General features: G+C 61.2%; 18 protein-coding genes and 3 pseudogenes. 13 read left to right on the top strand and 8 right to left on the bottom strand.

What is annotated here, in order from left to right; translation table 11 throughout:
• The first annotated feature begins 9 nt into the window (after window positions 1-9).
• On the top strand, window positions 10-1,161 hold the full coding sequence (locus FBY03_RS16545) for an ABC transporter ATP-binding protein (RefSeq protein WP_147173458.1): 1,152 nt from the start codon (window positions 10-12) through the stop codon (window positions 1,159-1,161).
• A gap of 348 nt (window positions 1,162-1,509) precedes the next feature.
• On the opposite strand, the gene FBY03_RS16540 is transcribed toward FBY03_RS16545, so the two are convergent.
• The 3 genes from FBY03_RS16540 to FBY03_RS16530 form a co-directional block, all read right to left on the bottom strand.
• Window positions 1,510-2,061, bottom strand: a complete 552-nt coding sequence (locus tag FBY03_RS16540) for a YdeI/OmpD-associated family protein (RefSeq protein ID WP_147173457.1) — start codon at window positions 2,059-2,061, stop codon at window positions 1,510-1,512.
• 303 nt (window positions 2,062-2,364) lie between these two features.
• Window positions 2,365-3,153: an alpha/beta fold hydrolase gene (locus FBY03_RS16535; RefSeq protein ID WP_147173456.1), complete on the bottom strand. Its 789-nt coding sequence runs from the start codon at window positions 3,151-3,153 to the stop codon at window positions 2,365-2,367.
• Between the two features lie 490 nt (window positions 3,154-3,643).
• On the bottom strand, window positions 3,644-4,210 hold the full coding sequence (locus FBY03_RS16530; RefSeq protein WP_147173455.1) for a hypothetical protein: 567 nt from the start codon (window positions 4,208-4,210) through the stop codon (window positions 3,644-3,646).
• Between the two features lie 174 nt (window positions 4,211-4,384).
• Between FBY03_RS16530 and FBY03_RS16525 the strand changes: the two are divergent.
• Window positions 4,385-5,643, top strand: a pseudogene (locus FBY03_RS16525) (IS4 family transposase).
• A 293-nt stretch (window positions 5,644-5,936) separates the two neighbouring features.
• Here the strand turns inward: FBY03_RS16525 and FBY03_RS16520 are convergent.
• Together FBY03_RS16520 and FBY03_RS16515 are read right to left on the bottom strand one after the other, a co-directional pair.
• Window positions 5,937-7,517 carry a P-loop ATPase, Sll1717 family gene (locus tag FBY03_RS16520; protein ID WP_147173454.1) on the bottom strand — a complete coding sequence of 527 codons (1,581 nt, stop codon included), beginning with the start codon at window positions 7,515-7,517 and terminating at the stop codon, window positions 5,937-5,939.
• Window positions 7,518-7,643: 126 nt separating this feature from the next.
• Window positions 7,644-8,027, bottom strand: a complete 384-nt coding sequence (locus tag FBY03_RS16515) for a hypothetical protein (protein ID WP_147173453.1) — start codon at window positions 8,025-8,027, stop codon at window positions 7,644-7,646.
• Window positions 8,028-8,556: 529 nt separating this feature from the next.
• On the opposite strand from FBY03_RS16515, the gene FBY03_RS16510 reads away from it, so the two are divergent.
• Complete coding sequence (locus FBY03_RS16510; protein ID WP_147173452.1) at window positions 8,557-9,042, top strand: flavin reductase family protein; 486 nt, start codon at window positions 8,557-8,559, stop codon at window positions 9,040-9,042.
• Window positions 9,043-9,277: 235 nt separating this feature from the next.
• Here the strand turns inward: FBY03_RS16510 and FBY03_RS23540 are convergent.
• Window positions 9,278-9,763, bottom strand: a pseudogene (locus tag FBY03_RS23540) (methyl-accepting chemotaxis protein); the annotation flags it as partial.
• A 369-nt stretch (window positions 9,764-10,132) separates the two neighbouring features.
• Window positions 10,133-11,224: pseudogene (locus FBY03_RS23535) on the bottom strand (cache and HAMP domain-containing protein); the annotation flags it as partial.
• A gap of 212 nt (window positions 11,225-11,436) precedes the next feature.
• Here FBY03_RS23535 and FBY03_RS16500 point away from each other — a divergent pair.
• Window positions 11,437-12,480, top strand: coding sequence for an LLM class flavin-dependent oxidoreductase (locus tag FBY03_RS16500; RefSeq protein WP_147173451.1), 1,044 nt, complete (start codon window positions 11,437-11,439; stop codon window positions 12,478-12,480).
• 136 nt (window positions 12,481-12,616) lie between these two features.
• Here the strand turns inward: FBY03_RS16500 and FBY03_RS16495 are convergent, their stop codons facing one another.
• The gene (locus tag FBY03_RS16495; protein ID WP_147173450.1) at window positions 12,617-13,894 is read right to left on the bottom strand and encodes an acetyl-CoA C-acetyltransferase; all 1,278 of its coding nucleotides are present in this window, start codon (window positions 13,892-13,894) and stop codon (window positions 12,617-12,619) included.
• A 258-nt stretch (window positions 13,895-14,152) separates the two neighbouring features.
• Between FBY03_RS16495 and FBY03_RS16490 the strand changes: the two genes are divergently transcribed.
• The 9 genes from FBY03_RS16490 (at window position 14,153) to FBY03_RS16450 (ending at window position 22,586) form a co-directional block, all read left to right on the top strand.
• Entirely contained in the window at window positions 14,153-15,508 is a 1,356-nt protein-coding gene (locus FBY03_RS16490) for a 3-oxoacyl-ACP reductase (RefSeq protein ID WP_147173449.1), read from the top strand.
• A 61-nt stretch (window positions 15,509-15,569) separates the two neighbouring features.
• A complete protein-coding gene (locus FBY03_RS16485) occupies window positions 15,570-16,424 on the top strand; it encodes a MaoC/PaaZ C-terminal domain-containing protein (RefSeq protein ID WP_147173448.1) in 855 nt (284 codons plus the stop codon).
• Between the two features lie 103 nt (window positions 16,425-16,527).
• Entirely contained in the window at window positions 16,528-16,833 is a 306-nt protein-coding gene (locus tag FBY03_RS16480; RefSeq protein ID WP_147173447.1) for a nucleotide pyrophosphohydrolase, read from the top strand.
• A 142-nt stretch (window positions 16,834-16,975) separates the two neighbouring features.
• On the top strand, window positions 16,976-17,725 hold the full coding sequence (locus FBY03_RS16475; protein WP_147173446.1) for a methyltransferase: 750 nt from the start codon (window positions 16,976-16,978) through the stop codon (window positions 17,723-17,725).
• Between the two features lie 271 nt (window positions 17,726-17,996).
• On the top strand, window positions 17,997-18,593 hold the full coding sequence (locus tag FBY03_RS16470) for a DUF4136 domain-containing protein (RefSeq protein ID WP_147173445.1): 597 nt from the start codon (window positions 17,997-17,999) through the stop codon (window positions 18,591-18,593).
• Between the two features lie 55 nt (window positions 18,594-18,648).
• Window positions 18,649-19,221, top strand: a complete 573-nt coding sequence (locus tag FBY03_RS16465; RefSeq protein ID WP_256677956.1) for a DUF4136 domain-containing protein — start codon at window positions 18,649-18,651, stop codon at window positions 19,219-19,221.
• Between the two features lie 94 nt (window positions 19,222-19,315).
• Window positions 19,316-19,765, top strand: a complete 450-nt coding sequence (locus FBY03_RS16460; protein WP_147173443.1) for a DMT family transporter — start codon at window positions 19,316-19,318, stop codon at window positions 19,763-19,765.
• Window positions 19,766-20,033: 268 nt separating this feature from the next.
• On the top strand, window positions 20,034-21,521 hold the full coding sequence (locus tag FBY03_RS16455; protein ID WP_147173442.1) for a SulP family inorganic anion transporter: 1,488 nt from the start codon (window positions 20,034-20,036) through the stop codon (window positions 21,519-21,521).
• A 213-nt stretch (window positions 21,522-21,734) separates the two neighbouring features.
• Window positions 21,735-22,586, top strand: coding sequence for a universal stress protein (locus FBY03_RS16450; protein ID WP_147173441.1), 852 nt, complete (start codon window positions 21,735-21,737; stop codon window positions 22,584-22,586).
• The last annotated feature ends 41 nt before the right edge of the window (window positions 22,587-22,627 follow it).

The raw sequence follows: 22,627 nt of genomic DNA, 5'->3' as shown, positions 1-22,627 counted from the left end.
GAGAACGACATGAGTGCCGTGATCAAAGAGTCCGCCCAAGCCGATCAACCCCTGGTCAGCCTGCGCAACCTGAACAAGTACTACGGCGACTTCGCCGCCGTCGACAACATCTCGCTGGACATCAAGGAGGGCGAATTCCTCACCTTCCTCGGCTCCAGCGGCTCCGGCAAGAGCACCACCCTGTCGATGCTCGCCGGCTTCGAGACGCCCACGTCCGGAGAGATCCAGGTCGAGGGCAAGTCGCTGATCAAGGTGCCGCCGCACAAGCGCGACATCGGCATGGTGTTCCAGCGCTACTCGCTGTTCCCGCACCTCTCGGTACGCGACAACATCGCCTTCCCGCTGACCCTGCGCAAACTGCAGACCGCCGAACGCGAGCGCCAGGTCGACGCCATGCTCAAGCTGGTGCAACTGAACGACTTCGCCCATCGCCGCCCGGCCCAGCTGTCCGGTGGCCAGCAGCAGCGCGTGGCGATTGCCCGCGCGCTGGTCTACGAGCCACGCATCCTGCTGATGGACGAACCGCTCGGCGCCCTGGACAAGAAGCTGCGTGAGGAACTGCAAGACGAGCTGCGCCACCTGCACCGGCGCCTCGGCATCACCATCGTCTACGTGACCCACGACCAGGAAGAAGCCATGCGCCTGTCGCAGCGCATCGCCATCTTCAGTCACGGCAAGATCGTCGGCCTGGGCAGCGGTTACGACCTCTACCAGAACCCGCCGAACGCCTTCGTCGCCGCCTTCCTCGGCAACTCCAACTTCCTCAGGGTCAAGGCCCAGGGTGACGCCGCCGCGCAGTTCGAGAGCCAGTCCCTGGCCATGCGGCCGACCGCCGGCCTGCACGCCGCGCAGGAGCTGTTGCTGATGGTGCGCCCGGAAAAAGCCCAGGCCCTGACCAGCCAGCAGGCGCTGCAGGAGCCCCTGGCGGCCGGCTGGAACGAGATCGGCGCCACGGTCAACGAAGTGGTATTCCTCGGCGAAAGCCTGACCTACAACGTGGTCACCGCCGGCGGCACGGCGCTGACGGTCAAGGCCCTGTCCGGCAACCTGCAGCCGCTGCAAGCCGGCGCCGAGGTGCGCGTTCGCTGGGCTGCGGCCGACGCCTGCGTGTACAGCGAATGGAGCGAGAGCGACCTGAGCAAGACCGCCGGCGCGCACTAAGCCCCTGACGCAATACAAACAAACCCCTTGCTCTTCCGCGTGAAGGCAAGGGGTTTGGTTTTTTATGGGACTGGTTAAACCCTGAGCCGAACCGCCTTCGTAGGCTGGGTTAGCCGCGCAGCGGCGTAACCCAGCAGCGGCGCCACGACGAACACCACTCACACCAGTGTCGCCCAACCTCGGCAAATCCAACCGCAGCAGCCGGAGGACAGGCACGCGTTGTCCACCCTCCCCGACTCTCAACTTCGCGTAGCGTGCAAAACCGCGGAGCGTTTTCCGCCAATGGTTATCCAGGCTAGCTCGCTGCACCGATTTGTTCGGCGTATTCAACGCCACGCGCCAACCCAATCAATCTGCGGCTTCAGGCGCGCGGAAGGCCTTGCTGTAGTAGCCAGACGGGTCGAAACAGCAAATCCGCCTTTTCCCCGAAGAAAGCATGGCGCAGGCATCGCTAATCCGTTTTGCTCGGGTCTTGGATTGTTTGGCTGATGTAATCCAATGTATCCAGTCCAAACGTGCGATCGTTGTTGTCTCGCCCCAAACGCTCCGGGCTTCGGGAGCTGCCGCCAATGCTTCGGCCAGATCTGAAGGCATCTCGGGCTCAGGTTCTTGCTCCACAGCTTCGATCTCTAGGGTGACGACGTCGCCAACAACTGCGCCCGCTGCGTCCTTAAGCTCTTTACTTACCTTTAGCCAATGGCTCAATTGGCCATCCGGCTCGAGCGTAGCCTTGAAACGGTGGCCGTTAATCTTGCCGTCGACGGTAGTCCTTCCGCGTCTCGGAAGCTTCTCACTCACATCCTTTGGCAGAACTACGAATGCCCAAGAAGACTCACCGCCAGGATGCAGAGGACTAAGCAGTTTGGCTTGGAATTGAGATGTTCTGTCCACCTGAGTCATTGCGATCACACTCCGGATACGCCTAACGAGGCGGTAGAAAAACTAAAAGACACCTGTTGAAGCTGAGCCTCTGGTTGTTCTTCGGCCCAACACTGGCGTTTCTCGTGAAATCTAGCCTATTCATCTCGCTCAATTCCTACAGCTTCCACGTAGTTCAACGCTCTCGAATGAGCCATGAGCTTTTCCTACCGCCTTAACGCCCTGGTTCGGGAAGGGCCTGGCCGAAGGCGAGGACATCCCACTGGCAGCGCTTGTTAGGTTTATTCGAGTGCAAGCAAAGCGGCAAGTATCAGTTGACGGCTGTCACTTCGCCAGCGGCGCATCGAGAAACCCGCCGATCATCGGCACCAGCCACCCGGTGCGCGCCGTCACCTGCATGTGGTCGGTGCCGGGGAGCACGGCAAGCTGTGCGTGCGGGAGGAGCCGGAACGCCTCCACGGCATGCTCGGGGCGTATGACGTCGGCGTCGCCGACGATAACCAGTGCCGACGCGGTGATGCCGCGGATGGCCTCAGCCGGGATGTCCTCGAAGGCGCGCATGCGCTGGGCGGCCTTGTCGTGAAACATTCGCAGGTTCTCGGGGTGCGGCGCGACCTTGAGGTACTCCTCCTGCAGTTCCTTCGGCATGTTCTCCAGTGTGGCCTTAGCCATCGCCTGCCAAAGCCAGGGATAGGCACCCTCGCGCTTGAATAAGGCCGATGCCAATACGAGCTTGTGCACGACCTTCGGATGCCGGATCGCCACCTGCAACGCGATGGTGCCGCCGTTGCTGAATCCGAAGAGATCCGCCTTCTCGATGAGCAGATACTCCAGTAGCGCCGCAGTGTCGTCCGCGGACTGCTCGAAGCTGAACGGCCGGTCGGCGATGTCTGCCGTGTGTCCATAGCCCTGCTGCTCGAAGGCGATGACCTGCCGCACGCGCGCCAGCGCCGGTAGGATCTGACCGAAAGACGTCTGGATGGTGTCGCCGCCGCCATGCAGCAGTACGAGCGGCGGTTGCGCGGAATTCGCGACGCCGTGAATCTCGAAATAGATTCGCAGGCCGTTGACGGGAGCGTAGCCAGTCCGCACAGCTTGTTTGTTCTGGTTCATGGCCGGTTGCTCCGAGGTTCCGGCTGCCTTTGTGTGACGACGCCCAAGGTGAGGAGGCAAGCCCCTGCGGCCAGCGGCAGACTAAGAACGGCGATGCGCTTGTTCATGATTCGAGCAACGGTTGCCATGAGACCCTCCGGATAAGGAGACGACGCCGCCGGTTGAACTTGACCGGCCAGCCCTCCGCCCCATCTACATAGACGAACGAGGGGGAATGAAATCGACAATACCCGGGGCTGATATGCCTAATGTTATAGGTTAAGAGGCGGGCTTTAGCTTGTCCCAGTGGGCGAAGCCAACGATTTGAACAAGGCCGATAACAATGCTGATCCTGGTGATCGATTGGACGCTTGGCCCCCGTTGCGCGAACTACAGAGTGGCCAGGGCGATAGCGCCCAACACAGGCCTGATATACGAATGCAACCGCACTGACGACAGGGCAGGAAAAAGCATTACTCACCGTTTGCGGGGAGAGTCCATATACCAATTGTTATGGTGCTGAACACTCAAATAGTAGCTGCACTTGACTGAAGTAAAGTTTTTCAATGTCAAATGGAATAATAAATGGATCTACACAACCAAGTTGCTTGTACAAAAATACAACCTTGCAAATTAAGCAGGCTGCTAGCTTGATGATGTCATTGTTATGAGTTTTATTTGCACTTGACTCATAAATATACCTGCCATGGGTAAATAGGTCTTTGTTTGTGGCCAAAATTTCAAGATCAACTGAGTCAAGCAGGAAATTCTTAATTTTTTCAGGTAGCGCATGGTAGAGCACTATCAAGTCGTGGGCGTTTGCCTGCTTGGGCAGAGCCTCTTTCTTGCTGAATTCGTAAGTTTCATTAAGTTGCCCATGGTTGCCAGTTACTTTGGCATGGAAACTTTTTAGTAGGATTTCGATGGCTAGAGCACACATCACAGTTTGGATGCCCATTCTTTGATGTGGTGATGTTGTACAAATCATGTAGTAATCGTACGCGCTCTCGACCATGTAAGGTCTAAATTCAATAGATGTAATTCCAGAGATATCCGGACAGAACTTAACATCGCCCAATGGACTTTCCTTCGGAGCCATAACGTTTGGTTAAGGGGCGGGCTTTAGCCCAATGACATCAACTTAAGGAAGTTACCTATAAATATCATATAATTAGCGCTCAATTCAGCGCATAGGAGAAACCCTTTTGGCCCCTCATTCCACACTGTTTGACACCGCCCAGCAAACCCTGGCTTGAAAATTGTACAAAAAATAACCAGCCAGCTAGATTGTCCCACCTTCATCGCTACCCACCGCCGGCACCCTCAAGACTTTACCCGTCGACGCCAGCTGACCTTCAAGAATCTCGTTCTGTTCTTGCTCAATCAGCCGCGCACCGCCCTACAAACCGAACTCGATCAGTTCTATCGCGTGCTCAACCAGGCCTCGACCGAGTCCCAGGTGGTCACTGCGCAGGCCTTCAGCAAGGCTCGCAGCAAGCTCAAGCCCGAGGTCTTCGAGAGCCTCAACCAAGCCCTTCAGCAACAGATCGACAACCTCGGACTGCGCCAGAGGTGGCGTGGGCTACGCGTACTCGCCGTGGATGGTTCGACCGTTCATTTGCCGCTGGAGCCGGCCATGACGCGCTTCTTTGGCAGCCACTCCGAATTTCCCGTTGCCCGCCTGTCCATGCTCTACGACGTCGCCGACGGCCAGACGCTGCATAGCCTGATCGTGCCCATCGAGGTTGGCGAGCGCGATTGCGCCCACCTGCACCTCGCGCATCTGCCCGCCGACAGCCTGACGCTGTTTGATCGCGGCTACCCCGGGCACTGGCTATTCGCACTGTTCGAGCAGCAAAGGCGGCATTTCCTGATGCGTCTGCCTTGTGGCTACAACGCGCAGATCAATCAGTTTCTCCGCTCGGGTCAGGTCGAAGACACACTGTTCTTCGCCGCCAGTCATCCCGAGGCGCGCCTGTTCTGTACCGAGGCCGGCGTCGATCCCACGGGCCGGGTCGAATTGCGCCTGATCCGGGTCGAACTAGCGAGCGGTGAAAGCGAAGTGCTGGTGACCTCCCTGCTGGATCGACAGGCCTTCCCGACCGAGGTGTTCGCGGATATCTACCACCGCCGCTGGGGTATCGAAACGGACTACCGCCGCCTCAAGCAGACGCTCTGCCTGGATAACTTCAGCGGCCGTAGCGTAACGGCTGTGAAGCAGGACTTTCACGCCAGACAACTGCTGAAGAACCTGGCGCTGCTGATGCAGCACCTGCTGCAACCGGTCATCGAGCAGCGCCACAAAGACCGTAAGCTGCGCTGGAAGGTGAACTTCACCCAAGGCGTATCACGCCTCAAGAACACCCTGATCGATCTGCTGGTACGCCCCTGGCCAACGTCCTGACGTTGATGACCAACAGCCTCAGTGCCGTGCGTCCGGGACGCAGCTACCCACGCCAGCGCAAGCGCGCGGCCAGCCGTGGTTGTGAGGGCTACAAACCGACACGCTGAGAACCCGCACCACCGCCCGAACTGCCGTACAAAAAGCTGGCCAGAAGCGGCCGGCACGCGCTCGCCCGGAAAACGCGAAACCCGCTCGTTAAGGCGAACCGGCGACCATTAAGCTGCCGTCAGGGCTGCATATGCGCTGAATCGGGGAGCAAAACTGGTGGCAGTTCGGCTGTAACCGAGCGCTCAAGCTCTGGGGTTGCTTGCCCCGGGCAGGGCTGGGGGCTTAAGTTGATGTCATTGGGCTAAAGCCCGTCCCAGTGAGCGCAGCGAACGATTTGAGCGAGTTGTTATAGCTATAAACCCTTCTTGAACTCCTTTCCAACATTCAGCGCCTTGGCAAGCCCATAGAATATTTGATATTTGGCACCTGTTTTAACTTTTGGAGAGATATTGGCATAGCTTCTGTCTCTAAAGCACCAATGAATAAATTGCTTGTTGTCAGCAGTGAGTTCCATGTAACAAATAACATTCAGACCAAAAAGAAACTGCAGGAAATCATTTGCGGTTGCCATAAATTGAGGACGCTTCGCCGAAATTGACTTGATATGAAGTTGCAAACTACTAAATGACTTCAAGTATAGCTCATAGTCAAATGTATCTTTTCCTGAAAGGTATTCGAAAAATTTTAGGAAAATATCATACTGGTCTGAGCCGTAATAAAAAGAAAGATGATCCTTTACTTCCCCGAGCAAATAGTTTGAGTATTCCCTTTGGAAATGGGGATTTTCAAAGTCATCAATTGTGAAATCATCGTTGTTGCTCCCGTTTGAATTTGATTTTAAAAGTTCAAGCATCGTGACAATATCGCGTGGTCGGTAATATGACCAACGCAAGAAATTGATAAACGACGTCGGCGCATTGTATTGGTCAAAGACATTGGGCGAGTTCCATGGGAAATAATGATCCCATGCATCACCCTTTTTGGGGTGAGGTGCTTGCTGAATGGCAAGCATGTGATCAACCACTTCAAAAAGCTGAGAACTGCGGTGGTTGATATAATCAGTGCGCCAATCAAGGAATACTGCGTTGTCGCGAATCTTAGTGTTCTGATTTTGCAACCCAATAGACTCGAATATATCCGGCCGAATTAAAAGAACTGCCCTCATCCTTCCTTTTCCGCCTTTAATAGTTGGGAAGAAATCATTATTTATTTCCCAAACTGCGTGCGCCAATCCCTTTATGCACTCAAGGTATTCGTCGTATGGGATTGATGATGGCCTTATATCGATACCATCGATAAATAGTATATGATTTTGTGTCAGGCGAATTTGAGAAAAAGCTTCTTCGAATTGTTTTTGAATATAAAATAAATTTATCTGAAAGCGACTTTCAGAAAAGGTTACTGAATCTTTAGCTTCACCTTTCAAGGTAGCATGTTTATGAAGAAGCTCTGCTGCTAGCTTGGATTCCTGAACAAAGCTAAGTGCCTGAATTATTTCTGGTGAAAATGCGCTGAGATAGTACTCGTCGATTGCTGCATTTAAGGAGGCGAACTTTGTATAGTTTAGTAACTTTGATATAGCACCCTCTTGCTCTTGAACTTGCTTTGATATTAGAAGATAAAGAATTACCTTCCAAATGCTAGAAAAATCAGAAAGCGCTAGGTGCTTTTCTCTTTTTAATGAAATGAATTTCTGATATTCAGTTTCTCTTACATATCTGGTGCTTGCAACACTCTCTTTATAATTGTTATTTGACAAGTATACAGAATAAGCAGTTTTGCCCGTGCCCTTCTCACCAATCAAAAATGAAATATTTGGTTGACAGAGATCATCTAGATGTGAGTCTCGAATGAATATTTTATTTAATAACTCTTTGTTTTCGCGGCGCTTGTAATTTTCAGCGTCCGCATAACCAAGTTCTAATTCCTTGATTTTTTTTCATTGGAACCTCGGTATAAAGTAATGGGTATGACGGTTAAGCTAAGGGGCCGACTTTGCCGGTCCCAGCGAGTGAAACGAGCGGCTTGAGCGCCTTGTTATAGGAATTCACCGCGGTAATTACTTGGTTCGATAATAATGAAATATGCTTTGAGCCTTTGTGTAGCCGCAATAAGCCAAGTAACAGAAGGCAACAATGGCTACTGCTGGGCCTGCCGCATTCATTCCGGTCATAAATGTTGTATAGATTGAGCCAAGAATTACTAGCGCCACGTAGCTGGTAAGCTTTCTGTTTGTTGCAGATAGAGTTAATGGCACCACTGCGAGAGCAATTATATGAATTGCAATGGTAGTAATGATTTCTAAAATTAGCTTCGTTGGAATGGTATCGGTTTGTGCTTGGGTTATTTGAATAATGGCTTGGTACGAGAAATAATTTAAAACAGCCACAACAACTGTGCTGATGAAAAATATTGGGGCGAATTTCTTGATTGCGTTGTACATAAAATTAGACTAATTCCTATAACGATAAATAGACACCAAGTGGTGTGATAACGCTTTTGCGAGTTTGCTGGATAACATTCCTTGTCCTCTCATCTGCCCTTGTCTAGGCCGGGCGTTGTGGCGGTCGGGTGACCGTATAAGGGCGTTATACACCAGCCTGAACCGGGCTCTTCGGCGGCGTGTTTCGAGACTATGGCATTCGCGGCGGCGAAGTCCATCGGAACAGGCAGCGCAACCGGTGGCCGTTACTCGGCAGCAGCCAGGCCATTTCTCATCGACCATAGGCAATCGAGCTACGGCTTGCCTCGTGCCCCATGACCTCCGCCCGAAAGCACACTCCAAGCCATCCAGCAAAGCGCCCTGAGTCTGCTACGCCCGTCGGCAACCATTCGCCCCACTAAAAAACCACTTGCATAGCCAATATTACGGTATACCATCAGACACAGGCTCACCGTCATCCATGCCGGGCAGCCCTTCTCTCGTTCCACAGCGCTGCCGGGTGCAGCCATGCTCTGCAGAGGTGTTCCAGATGATCGATGCAAATGCCTATAAACAAGTCATGGGCTCTTTCCCCTCTGGCGTGACCGTGATCACCACCCTGGACGATAACGGTGGCATCGTCGGCATGACTGCCAGCGCGTTCAGCTCGCTGTCGATGGACCCGCCGCTGGTGCTGTTCTGCCCCAACTACAGCTCCGACTCCTACCCGGCGCTGATCAAGAGCAAGCGCTTCGCCATTCACTTGTTGTCCGCCGAGCAGCAGAGCGAGGCCTATGCCTTCGCCCGCAAGGGCAGCGACAAGGCGCAGGGTATCGAGTGGAGCCTCAGCGCGCTGGGTAACCCGGTGCTGAGCAACGCCACGGCGATCATCGAATGCGAGCTGTGGCGTGAATATGAAGGCGGCGACCACGCCATTCTGGTCGGCGCGGTAAAGAACCTGATAGTGCCGGAACAGGCGGTGATGCCGATGATCTACTGCCGCGGCAAGATGGGCGCCCTGCAAGCCTTCGCGTAACGCTCCGCCGCACACGCCAGCCGCCGTGCGCGGCTGCTGGCGTTGCAACTCCTCGCACGCCCAGCGCACCACTCCCCGCCTAACTCAAAGCCTCGCTCCCTTGCGCCCCGCTTTCCGGCGGCACGCGCCTGACTGTGGCCGTCAGCACGCGACGCTCGGTTCGCTCAGGCTATGCATCCTTTCATCCCTCATCCCTGGGCCCCGGCACATTGGCCGGAGCCCAGACGACTAGCGATCAGGTCTTGAAGCGCAGGACCAGGCTGTTCAGCTCATCGGACAGGTCGGTGAGCTTCTGCGCGTCATCGCTGGTGGAGCTGGCCAGCTTGGCCACCAGTTGCGCATCGCCGTGAATCTGGCTGATGTGCCGATTGATGTCCTCGGCGACCTGATGCTGTTCCTCGGCGGCGGTGGCGATCTGGCTGTTCATGTCGCGAATCACGTCCACCGACTCGCGGATCAACTCGAAGCTGGCGCTCGCCGCATTGATCGAGCTGACGGTCTGCTGCGACACCTCCAGGCTGCCGTGCATCTGCTTGCCCATCTGCTGGGTGCGCTGGGCCAGCTTGCCGAGCAGGCCATCGATCTCGCCGGTGGTGTCGGCGGTGCGCTTGGCCAGGGCGCGCACCTCATCGGCGACCACGGCGAAGCCGCGACCCTGCTCGCCGGCCCGCGCCGCTTCGATGGCGGCATTGAGCGCCAGCAGGTTGGTCTACTCGGCAATCGAGCGGATGGTGCCGAGAATCGACTGGATCTCGCTGCTGTCCTGCTCCAGCTGCTGCATGGCGTTGGCCGAGTGTTCGATCTCATGGCTGAGCTGGTTGACGCTGGTGACCGCCGCATCGATCTGCCGCTGGCCGTCATGCGCCTGGCGCTGGCCGCTATCGGCGGAGTCGGCGGCCTGGCTGCAGGAACGCGCCACCTCATTGGAGGTCATGACCATTTCATGGAAGGCGGTGGAGACCATGTCCACGGCTTCACGCTGACGCCCGGCGGCCTCGGCCATGTCCTGGGCGACCGCGCTGGAGCTGCCGGAAGCCCGGTGGATCTGCACCGCCGCCTGGCCGATGCGCTGGATCAGTTCGCGGATGGCACCGAGGAACTGATTGAACCAGCCGGCCAGTTGCGCGGTTTCGTCGCTGCCGCGCACCGCCAGGCTGCTGGTCAGGTCGCCCTCCCCCTGGGCGATGCTCTCCAGACCGCCGGCCACCGCGCGGATCGGCCGCACGATCAGCCCGGCGAACCAGGCGCCGACGCAGGCGAACAACAGCGCCAGCAGCAGCGCGATGCCGGCGATCACCCAGGTCAGGCGGGTGGCGGCACTCATCACCTCACTCTCGCGAATCAGGCCGACGAAACGCCAGCCCAACTGCTCGGAAGGCCAGATATTGGCCATGTAGCGTTCACCATTAAGTTCGATCTCCACCAGGCCCTTGTCGGCACTGCCGAGCTGGGCGTAAGCAGTGCCCAGCTCGGCCAATTTCTTGAAGTTGTGCGCGGGATCGCTCGGGTCCACCAGCACCGCGCCGTTGTGTTCCATCAGCATCAGGTAGCCGCTGTCACCCAGCTTGATCTGCTTGACGATGTCGGTGAGCTGCTTCAGCGACACGTCGATATTCACCACCCCGCCCAGACTGCCCAGGCGGTTGGCGAAGCTGCGCACGGTGCTGACCAGTACCACGTCATCATCCGCCCAGTAATAGGCCTCGGTGCGCTGGGTCTGGCCCGGCTGAGCCATGGCGCGCTGATACCAGGGACGACTGCGCGGGTCGTAGCTGTTCAGCTTGGGATCGCCCGGCCAGAACACATAACCGCCCTCAAGGGTGCCCAGCGACAGGTAGGCATAGGCCGGGTGGCTGGCGGCCAGGCCGGCGAACAGCTCGAACACTTGCTGGTCCTGCTCACCCATCGGCGTGCCGGCGGCATCGGCCGCGACATAGCTTTTCAGCTTGCCATCGATGGCCTGCAACTGCGGCTGGCCGGCGAGGAACTCGACGTTCTGGCTGATGCCCTGGAAGAACAACTGTATGGCATTGTCGACCTGACGGATCTCCCGGCCACTGCTGTCGAGGAAGTCCGTGCGCGCCTCGCTGCGCAGATTGAGGATGATCAGCACGGCGACCAGAACGACCGGTACGCAGGCGATGACCGCGAATGCCAGGGTGAGCTTTTGCTTGATGTTCATCCTCTATCCTTACTGTGAGGGCTGTCCGACGGGCAGAAATATTTTGCAGATATTCCGTATTATGGTATACCACTAATACGCGATGTGCGGAGCCTTATCATTGGTTGCCCTGGCGTCACCGCAGATTCACATCGATACAGCGCGCAGCGCTCTTTACCCACGTGGCCAGCCCAGCGCTGAGGCCGAATACACCCAGCTTCGAGGTAAGCGTCATGAAATTTTCTTTGTTCGTGCACATGGAGCGCTACGACGAGCAGATCAGCCATCGTCAGCTGTTCGAGAACCTCACCGAACTGACCCTGATGGCCGAGGCCGGCGGCTTCAGCACCGTATGGATCGGCGAACACCACGCGATGGAATACACCATCTCGCCGAGCCCGATGCCGCTGCTGTCGTACCTGGCCGGCAAGACCACGACCATCCGCCTCGGCGCCGGCACCATCATCGCGCCGTTCTGGCACCCCATCCGGGTGGCCGGCGAATGCGCCCTGCTCGACGTGATCAGCAACGGGCGCATGGAAGTGGGCCTGGCCCGCGGCGCCTACCAGTACGAATTCGACCGCATGGCGGGCGGCATGCCGGCCTCCTCCGGTGGCCAGCACCTGCGTGAGATGGTCCCGGTGGTACAGGCGCTGTGGCAGGGCGACTACGCCCACGATGGCGAGATCTGGAAGTTCCCCACCGCCACCTCCTCGCCCAAGCCGATCCAGCAGCCGGGCCCGCCCGTGTGGATCGCCGCACGCGACCCCGACTCGCACAACTTCGCGGTCAAGCACGGCTGCAACGTGATGGTCACCCCGCTGATGAAGGGCGACGAGGAAGTGGTCGACCTGATGAACAAGTTCGAAACCGCCCTGGCCAACAACCCCGAGGTGCCGCGCCCGCAACTGATGGTGCTGCGTCATACCCACGTACACAGCAACGACGATCCCGAGGGCTGGAAGGTTGGCGCCAAGGCGATCTCCCGTTTCTACCGCACCTTCGACGCCTGGTTCGGCAACAAGCAGACCCCGGTCAACGGCCTGCTGGCGCCAAGCCCGGAAGAGAAGTTCAAGGAGCGCCCGGAGTTCGAACTGGAGAACATCCACAAGAACACCATGATCGGCACCCCCGAAGAAATCATCGCGCGGATCAAGCATTACCAGGAACTGGGCGTCGACGAATTCAGCTTCTGGGCCGACAACGGCCTGTCTCACGCCGAGAAGAAGAAGTCCCTGGAGCTGTTCATCAAGCACGTGGTGCCGGCTTTCCGTTAACCCGCCCGCTTGCAGCGCAATAAAAGCCAGATCAGTGATGATCTGGCTTTTTGCGTTGTGCGATGCAAAAGCTCAGAAGAGCTACCGGGAGTGAGCACCGCACCTGAACCCAGGTATTGCGCCCAGGGTGCTGGCGCTATTTCTCCAGAATGGCGGTCACCCCCTGACCGCCGGCCGCGCAGATCGAGATCAGCCCGCGCCCCTCTCCGGCCACCGCAAGCAGCTTGGCCAGGTTGGCGACGATGCGCCCACCGGTGGCGGCGAAAGGGTGACCGGCGGCCAGCGAGCTGCCCTTGACGTTCAGCTTGTTGCGGTCGATGGCGCCCAAGGGCTTGCTCAGGCCCAGCCGGGTCTTGCAGTACTCGGCGTCTTCCCAGGCCTTGAGGGTGCAGAGCACCTGCGCGGCGAAGGCTTCGTGGATCTCGTAGTAGTCGAAGTCCTGCAGACTGAGGTTGTTGCGCGCCAGCAGGCGCGGCATGGCATAAACCGGCGCCATCAGCAGGCCTTCGGCGCCGCTGACGAAGTCCACCGCCGCCGCTTCGCCATCCTTGAGGTAGGCGAGAATCGGCAGGCCACGGGCCTTGGCCCAGTCTTCGCTGGCCAGCAGCACCAGCGCGGCGCCATCGGTCAGCGGGGTGGAGTTGGCGGCGGTCAGGGTGCCGCGCGGGCCGCGCTCGAACACCGGTTTGAGGCTGGCGAGCTTGGCGAGATCGATGTCCGGGCGCAGGTTCTGGTCACGGGTCAGGCCATTGAAGGGGCTGATCAGGTCGCTGTGCCAGCCCTCGGCATAGGCCGCGGCCAGCTTCTGGTGGCTGGCAACCGCCAGCAGATCCTGCTCGTCACGCGGGATGGCCCAGGTTTGCGCCATCAGCTCGCAATGCTCGCCCATCGACAGTCCGGTGCGCGGTTCGCTGTTGCGCGGCAGCGACGGTAGCAGATGGCGGGGACGCAGCTTGAGCAGGGTCTTCAGCTTGTCGCCGGTGGATTTGCCGCGATTGGCCTCCAGGAGAACCTGCCGCAGCCCTTCGCTGACCCCGATCGGCGCATCGGAGGTGGTGTCCACCCCGCCGGCGATGCCGCACTCGATCTGCCCGAGGGCGATCTTGTTGGCCACCAGCAAGGCCGCCTCCAGGCCGGTGCCACAGGCCTGCTGCAGGTCATAGGCTGGGGTTTGTGCCGCCAGACGCGAACCGAGCACGCATTCGCGGGTCAGGTTGAAGTCCCGCGAGTGCTTGAGCACCGCGCCGGCGACCACTTCGCCCATGCGTTCGCCATGCAGGTTGAAGCGTTCGATCATGCCTTCCAGGGCACTGGTCAGCATCTCCTGATTGCTCGCCGTGGCGTAGGCCGCATTGGAGCGGGCGAAGGGAATACGGTTGCCGCCGACTATGGCGACCCGACGCAGCTGGGTCATGCTGGACTCCTTGCGAAATGAGTGGGCCAGGAGCCTGTCGGACTTGATCGCCGGTAGCGAGGGAAAGTCCGACAGACGCCTGAGCACAAGGCTAGGGTCTGTTACCGTTTCATTCGCAATGAAACGGCAACAGACCCTAGCGTAGCGCCTATAAATCACAGCGGCCGATGCGCCCGCCAGGCAATCCCGGCCAGGTCATGCAACCTGCGACCGAGTCCTGTGGTCAACCCTTGGAGTCAGCCAGCTGGAGCCCGTTCCATGTCCGATCGATATCTCGCCTTCGCCAACTCCACAGCCGGCCGCCGCCTGGTCAAAACCCTTGGCCTGCCCGCGCCCCTGCCCCTGGAGCGCTGGCGCGGCGGGCGCACGCGGCCGATCGACGGCGCCCTGCTGATCGGCGGCGAGGGCGCGCTGAACGAGGCCGTAGTGCCGTTCGCCCATAAGCTCACCGATGCCTTGTACGCCGCCCACGAAGGCCAACACGCGCTGCCGCGCTGGACCGCCGAGCACGGGCCAAGGCTCAAGGCGCTGCTGTTCGATGCCAGCGGCCTGACTCGTTTCGAGCAACTGATCGAGCTGCGCGATTTCTTCCAGCCGACCTTCAAGGGCCTGGCTAATTGCCCACGCGTGGTACTGCTGGGCCGTGCCCCGGAGTCGCTGAAAGACCCGATAGCGGCCAGCGTGCAGCGCTCGCTGGAAGGCTTCAGCCGTTCGCTGGGTAAGGAGATTCGCCGGGGCGGCGGCGTCCAGCTGATCTATGTCGGCAAGGGCGCCGAGGATCAACTGGAAGGCGCCTTGCGCTTCTTCCTCTCGCCCAAGAGTGCCTACGTGTCCGGCCAGGTCGTGCGCCTCGGCCGTTGCAGCGAACAGGTCAAGGACTGGACCCGCCCACTGGCCGGCAAGCAGGCCCTGGTCACCGGCGCCTCGCGCGGCATCGGCGCGGCGATCGCCGAGACCCTGGCGCGCGACGGTGCCGAGGTCGTGCTGCTGGACGTGCCGGCGGCCAAGGACGCCCTCGACGCGTTGGCTGCACGCCTGGGCGGGCGCGGTGTGGCGCTGGACATCTGCGCCGAGGACGCGCCGGCGCAACTGGTCGCGGCCCTGGCCGATGGCGTGGAGATCGTCGTGCATAACGCCGGCATCACCCGCGACAAGACCCTGGCGAAGATGAGCGAGGGCTTCTGGAACGCGGTGATCGACGTCAATCTCAAGGCCCCGCAACTGCTGACTCAGGCGCTGCTGGATGCCGGCACCCTGCAGGACAACGGCCGCGTGGTGCTGATCGCCTCGATCAGCGGCATCGCCGGCAACCTCGGCCAGAGCAATTACGCCACCAGCAAGGCCGGGGTAATCGGCCTGGCTCAGGCCTTCGCACCGGTACTGGGCAAGCGCGGCATCAGCATCAACGCGGTGGCGCCCGGCTTCATCGAAACCCGGATGACCGCCGGCATCCCCTTCACCTTGCGCGAGGCCGGCCGGCGGATGAATTCCATGGGCCAGGGCGGCCTGCCCCAGGACGTCGCCGAAGCTGTGGCCTGGCTAGCCCAACCCGGTTCCGGTGCGCTGAGCGGACAAGTGCTGCGGGTCTGCGGGCAAAGCCTTCTGGGCGCCTGACGCGCGTCTCATCCGCCGCAGCGCTCGCCGACCGGGCTTGTTCACGCAGAGGAGTTGACGCATGACCCACGACTGGCACGATCTGCTCGCCCCACCGGCCCTGCCCGGCCTGTTCGCGCGCGCCCTGGTGCGCCGTCGCGCCACCGGCAAAACCTTGCCGAGCCATGGCGTTCGTTGCCAGATCAGCGTCGACCCCGAGCATTTGGCGCGTTACCGGCAGATCTGCGGCTTCGCCGACAATGGCCTGCTGCCGCCGACCTACCCGCACCTGCTGGCCTTCGCCCTGCAGCTGCAGTTGCTGACCGACCAGCGCTTCCCCTTCCCGCTGCTCGGCCTGGTCCACCTGGAAAACCAGATCCGCGTGCTGCGCCCGCTGGGCGGTCTGGGCCCATTCGACGTCAGCGTGCAGGTGGAGAAGCTGCAGGCCCATGAAAAGGGCGCGCAGTTCAGCCTGATCACCCGCCTGCAGGACCAGCTCGGCCTGCTCTGGGAGGGCGATAGCCGCATCCTCTGTCGCGCCGTGCACCTCGAGGGCCCGCTACCCGTCCGCGAGGAACAGGCCGAACTACCGCTGACCACCATCGCCCACTGGCAGGCGCCCGGCGACATCGGCCGGCGTTACGCGAAAATCGCCGGCGACTACAACCCGATCCACCTGTTCGACGTGACCGCCAAACTGTTCGGCTTCCCCCGCGCCATCGCCCACGGCTTGTGGAACAAGGGCCGCGCCCTGGCCGAACTGGGCGAGCGCCTGCCCAACGCCGGTTATCAGGTACAGGTGCGCTTTCAGAAGCCGGTGCTGCTGCCCAGCTCGCTCAGCTTGCTGGCCAGCGCCAAGGCGCCCGGCGGCCAGTTCCAATTGCGCGGCCAGGACGAGCTGGCGCATATGGCCGGTAGCTGGCGAGCGCTGGACTAACCGTGCGCCGCTGGGTTCGCCGGCATGCCGCGCGGATCGACGCTGCGCCGGCTTGCACCGTGACGACTTCCGGCCGAAGCTATGCGGCTGAAAGGAGCTGCGTATGAACCTCAACGAACTCACCGCCCGCCTGCACGCCATCCGCGACCAGAACGACTGGCGACAATTCCACAGCCCGAAAAACCTGGCCATGGCCGCCAGCGTGGAGATGGCCGAGCTGGTGGAAATCTTCCAGTGGCTGAGCGAAGAGCAGTCGCGCCGGCTCGCCCCCGAGCAGCTGGCGCATGCCGGCCAGGAGGTCGGCGATATCGTGCTCTACCTGTTGCTGATGTGCAGCGAACTGGGCATCGACATGGAACAGGCGGTGCGGGCCAAGTTGGCCGATAGCGAAAGGCGTTTCGGCAAATGAGAAAGCCTGCAGAATCGTCGCGAGCGGCTCGAGAGCCAGGAAGGGCCGCAGCGAGAACCGAGGCAGTACAGGCCGGTACGGCGAGGTTCGAGCAAGGACCTGACGCCGCTATCGCGACGCGCAGCAGATACTGGAGGCTTTCTTGAGCGATCGGCATTTCGATGAACTGGCGACCCGCTTCGCCGAGAAAATCTATGGTGGGGCCAAGGGCGCGATTCGCCTGGCGGTACTCCAGGCCGACCTCGCCGAGGCCCTGCCGGACCGACCGCTGCGGGTGCTGGATATCGGCGCCGGCCTCGGCCATATGTCTTTGTGGCTGGCCGAGCGCGGTCATCAGGTGACCCTGGCCGAACCGGCCGAACCGATGCTCAGCGGTGCCCGCGAGCGTTTTGCCGCCGCCGGCCAAGCGGCGACCTTTATCCAGGCGCCCTGGCAGGACTTGCTCGGCCAGCTCACCGAGCCCTATGACCTGGTGATCTGTCACGCGGTGCTGGAGTGGCTGGCCGAACCGCATAAAATTCTGCCGGTGCTGCACCAGCTCTGCGCGCCCACTGGCTGGCTGTCGCTGGCCTTCTACAACAAGGACGCACTGATCTACCGCAACCTGCTCAAGGGCCACTTTCGCAAACTGCGTAAAGCCGAGTTCGCCGGCGAAAAGCAGAGCCTGACCCCGCAGCGACCGCTCGACCCGCGTGAGCTGGCGGCGCAACTCGACGGCGACTGGCAGGTCGAAAGTCAGAGTGGCGTACGGGTTTTTCACGACTACATGCCGCCGGAATTTCAGCTCAAGGCCGAGCTGATTGACCTGCTGGAAATGGAGTTGGCCTACCGCCGGCATCCGAGCTTTGCCGGCCTCGGTCGCTACCTGCACTGGGTCTGCCGACCACGTTGAAGTCAACCGACGTGACCCTAGCCCGGATGTAATCCGGGAATGAGCCGGGGAGCCAACCTGGCCTGTACGACTGGCCAGACCCCGGATGACATCCGGCTGCACAGCCGGAAATAGAGTTGGTCCACCGCCACGTTGAGGCCAACTGACGTGACCCTAGCCCGGATGTAATCCGGGAATGAGCCGGGGAGTCACGGTGGCCTGTACAGCTGGCAAAGCCGCGGATTGCATCCGGGCTACACAGCGGCGCTGCAAGGCGCTGGCGGAGAACGCAATGAAGCGCTTGCCCCTGTTGTTGCTGCCCTTACTGGTCGCGTGCCAGAACAGCAACCCCTATACCGCGGACTCCAGGCCCATCCCCCCCGCCCCTGCGCAGGCGGCCAATCAGCTGGACCTCAGCGCCTACCCGGCGGCGCCGCGCGACTACGCCCGCTACCAGCGCTGGGCCTGGCTGAACGACCGCCTACCAACCGGCAGCGCCTGGGCCAGCTCGGCCCTGGTGCAGGAAGCGCTGAGCAACGCGCTCGACCAGCGTGGCCTGCGCCCGGTCCAGGCCGGTACCGCGGCCGACCTCAGGGTCAGCACCGACCTGTGCCTGGAGCGGCGCATTCGCCAGGTCGCCGACCGTTACGCCAGCGGTTACCGGCATGACCCCTACGGTGACGACTTGAGCCTATGGGGCAGCGCACCGCTGGTGCGCACCTATGAGGAAGAGGTGGTCGTGGTGGGCATCGAGCTGTTCGACGCGCGCGACGGCCAAGCGGTGTGGCGCGGCAGCGCGCAGGTGCTCAGCGACGGCAGCCAGGCCGAGCGCGCCGACGCCTTGCGCGCGGCGCTCAAGCGCGCACTGGAGCACTATCCACCAAACTGAACAGTTCCAGCCTCAGACGCCCGGCGCCTGCGGCACTTTAATCTCGGGAGGCTCAATCATGCGCCTGCACCTGTTACTGCTTTCCACCCTGCTGCTGAGCGCCTGCCAGACCGCGCAGCTCAATCGCGACTTCGACCCGAACCGCGACTTCGCCGCCTACCGCAGCTGGCGCTGGCAGGAACCGGCCGTGCAATACCGTCCCAACGACCCACGGCTCAATAGCGACCTGACCGAGCAGCGTCTGCGCACCGCGGTCAGCGAACAACTCGACCAACACGGCCTGCGCCCGGCCCCCGGCAACACCCCGGCCGACCTCAGGGTGCAGGCCTGGGTGATCGTCGATAACCGCCAACAGCAGATCAGCACCGGCTACGGCGGCGGTTGGGGCGCGGGCTGGGGCCATCAGTGGGGCGGTGTCTGGGGCGGCCCGGCCTATGTCGAGACCCGCACCGTGGATTATCAGGTCGGCACCCTGCAGATCGACCTGTTCGACGGCAAGGACGGCAAGCTGGTATGGCGCGGCAGCGCCGAACAAACCCTGCGCAGTAGCCAGGCGAGCCCGGCCGAGCGCAGCGCGGCGCTACGCGAGACGGTGGTCAAGGTACTCAGCCAGTACCCGCCCCGTTAGCGCCTGGCATCCGCTATCACCAGCGGTGCACCAGTCCTGACGGAGCCGGCAGCTTTTGCGGCATACTGGCGCGCCCGCCCTGCTGGAGATGCCCATGCCCGCCCCGATCTGGTGGTTATTCGCCCTGCCCTTTGTCGCGGGCGCCTGCCTGCCGCTGCAAGCAGGGATCAACGGCCAGTTGGCCAAGCACGTTTCCAGCACGCTCGGCGCCGCCTTGATCTCCTTCCTGGTTGGCAGCCTGGCGCTGCTGGTGATGGTCCTGGTGCAGCGCGAAGCGCCCACCCTCAGCGCCCTCAAGGGACTGACCTGGTGGCACTGGAGCGGCGGCCTGCTCGGCGCCTTCTTCATCTTCATCGCCGCCTTCGCCGGGCCGCGCATCGGTGCCCTACTGCTGATGGCGTTAGTGCTCGCCGGCCAACTGAGCATGGCCCTGACCCTCGACCATTTCGGCTGGGCCGGCTTTCGCGAGGCGCCGATCAGCCTCGGCAAGCTCGGCGGCTTGCTGCTGATCGTCGCGGGCATCTGGCTGATTCGCCGCAGCTGAAGCGCCTCGACCTTGCCTGTCGCGGCCCGCTAAAGACCCCGCGGTTACCGACGCCCCGCCCGTGCCCTCGAGCCGGCTGGAGCGGCCAAGCCGAGTGCGCGCCAGGCCCCGCTGTGTTAGTTTGTGCGCCCTTTTTTGCGTGTGCGAGCCGGCCTGTAATCGCCGCACTCGTGTTGCAATCGCGCACACGCCGTCTCACTCATCCGACATTCGCCCCTGCCGCCGCGTACTCGATGCGCCAGCGGATCATCGCCATCGGGAACACGCCATGCTGCACAGCCTGAAAAACACCTGGTTCTTCAACATCCGCGGCGACGTGCTCGCCGGTCTGGTGGTCGCCCTGGCGTTGATCCCGGAAGCCATCGCCTTCTCGATCATCGCCGGGGTCGACCCCAAGGTCGGCCTCTACGCCTCCTTCTGCATCGCCGTGGTGATCGCCTTCGTCGGCGGCCGTCCGGGGATGATCTCCGCGGCCACCGGGGCCATGGCCCTGGTCATGGTGACCCTGGTCAAGGATCACGGCCTGCAGTACCTGCTGGCCGCCACCCTGCTCACCGGGGTACTGCAGATCGGCGCCGGCTACCTCAAACTCGGTTCGCTGATGCGCTTCGTTTCGCGCTCGGTGGTCACCGGTTTCGTCAACGCCCTGGCGATCCTGATCTTCATGGCCCAATTGCCGGAGCTGACCAACGTCACCTGGCACGTCTACGCCATGACCGCCGCCGGCCTGGGCATCATCTACCTGTTCCCCTATGTGCCCAAGGTCGGCAAGCTGATCCCCTCGCCGCTGGTGTGCATCCTGGCGATGACCGCGGTGGCCATGTACCTCGGCCTGGATATCCGCACCGTCGGCGACATGGGCGAGCTGCCGGACACCCTGCCGATCTTCCTCTGGCCCGAAGTGCCGCTGAACCTCGAGACCCTGGCGATCATCTTCCCCTACGCCGCCGCGCTGGCCGTGGTCGGCCTGCTCGAGTCGATGATGACCGCGACCATAGTCGACGACCTGACCGACACCAGCAGCGACAAGAACCGCGAGTGCAAGGGCCAGGGCGTGGCCAACATCGCCTCGGGCCTGCTCGGTGGCATGGCCGGCTGCGCGATGATCGGTCAGTCGGTGATCAACGTGAAATCCGGTGGCCGTGGCCGCCTGTCCTGCCTGGTGGCCGGCTCGGTGCTGTTGCTGATGGTGGTGTTCCTCAGCGACTGGGTCAGCCAGATCCCCATGGCCGCGCTGGTCGCGGTGATGATCATGGTCTCGATCGGCACCTTCAGCTGGGACTCGCTGCGCAACCTGAAGAGCTTCCCGCTGTCGACCAACATCGTCATGCTCGCCACCGTCGCGGTCACCGTCTACACCCACAACCTGGCCTACGGGGTGTTCGTCGGCGTGCTGCTGGCGGCGATGTTCTTCGCCAACAAGATCGGTCACTTCCTGTACGTCGACTCCGAAGTCGACAACGACGGCAGCCTGCGCACCTACCGCGTGGTCGGCCAGGTGTTCTTCTCTTCCGCGGACAAGTTCACCGCTGCCTTTGATTTCAAGGAAGCGCTTGATAAGGTCGTCATCGACCTGTCCCGCGCGCACTTCTGGGACATCACCGCGGTCGCTGCCCTGGACAAGGTGGTACTCAAGCTGCGCCGCGAGGGCACCGAGGTCGAAGTGCTCGGCCTCAACCAGGCCAGCGCCACCATCGTCGATAGGTTCGGCGTGCACGATAAGCCGGATGCCGTCGACAGCCTGATGGACCACTAACAGGCCGTTGCAAAACTACTGCGCTAGGCTATGCGGCGTTGAAAGCGGCCTAAAAATGCTCATTTACAACGCGTAAACTGCGCTTTTGACTCACTACGCTCGCCCTATGGGCCAGCCTGCGGCTGTTACTCCGCTTCGCTACGTTGCGGCCGCTTTCGCCTTGCCTAGCCGTCGCTCGCTACATTTTTCAACAGCCTGTTAAGGAGAACACCCATGCCGCATGTCTTCGCCTGTATCGACGGCTCGCCCGCCGCTCCCGCCGTATGCGACTACGCGGCCTGGGCCAGCCTGCGCCTGCAGGCGCCGCTGAGCCTGCTGCATGTGCTGGACCACGCCCAGTACCCACAGCCGAGCGACCTGAGTGGCGCCATCGGCCTGGGCAGTCGCGAGCACCTGCTCGATGAACTGGCGGCCCTGGATGAGAAACGCAGCAAGCTGGCCCTGGAACAGGGTCACCTGATGCTCGAGGCGGCCAAGGCGCGCGCCACTGCCGCCGGGATCGACAATGCGCAGCTGCGCCAGCGTCACGGCGACCTGGTCGACAGCCTGGGCGAACTGCAAGAGAACATCCGCCTGCTGGTGATCGGCCGCCAGGGCGAAGCCAGCGCCAGCCTCGGCCAGCACATCGGCAGCCACCTGGAGAACGTCATCCGCACTTTGCAACGCCCGGTGCTGGTCAGCTGCGGCGAGTTCAAGGCGCCACAGAGCTACCTGTTCGCCTTCGACGGCAGCGCCACCGCGCGCAAAGGTATCGAGATGATCGCCGCCAGCCCGCTGCTCAAGGGCCTGGTCTGTCATCTGGTGATGATTGGCGCCGAGAGCGACGAGGCCTGGGCACAGCTCAAGGGCACCCAGCAGGTACTCGATGAGTCGGCCAGCGAGGTTCATCTGGCGCTGCGCAGCGGCGAGGTCGAATCGAGCCTGCACGCCTATCAGGCCGAGCACGGCATCGACCTGCTGGTGATGGGCGCCTACGGCCACTCGCGGATTCGCCAGTTCCTGGTCGGCAGCACCACCAGTCATCTGCTGCGTTCCAGCACTGGCCCGCTGCTGGTCCTACGCTAACCCGACACTCCCGCGCCATGCCCTGGTCAGGCCGAACCCTC

Origin of the sequence: Pseudomonas sp. SJZ079 (genome assembly GCF_007993865.1) — a bacterium.
GTDB lineage: Bacteria > Pseudomonadota > Gammaproteobacteria > Pseudomonadales > Pseudomonadaceae > Aquipseudomonas.
The sequence above is the reverse complement of the archived record's forward strand: the minus strand, read 5'-3'. Positions and strand labels throughout refer to the sequence as shown.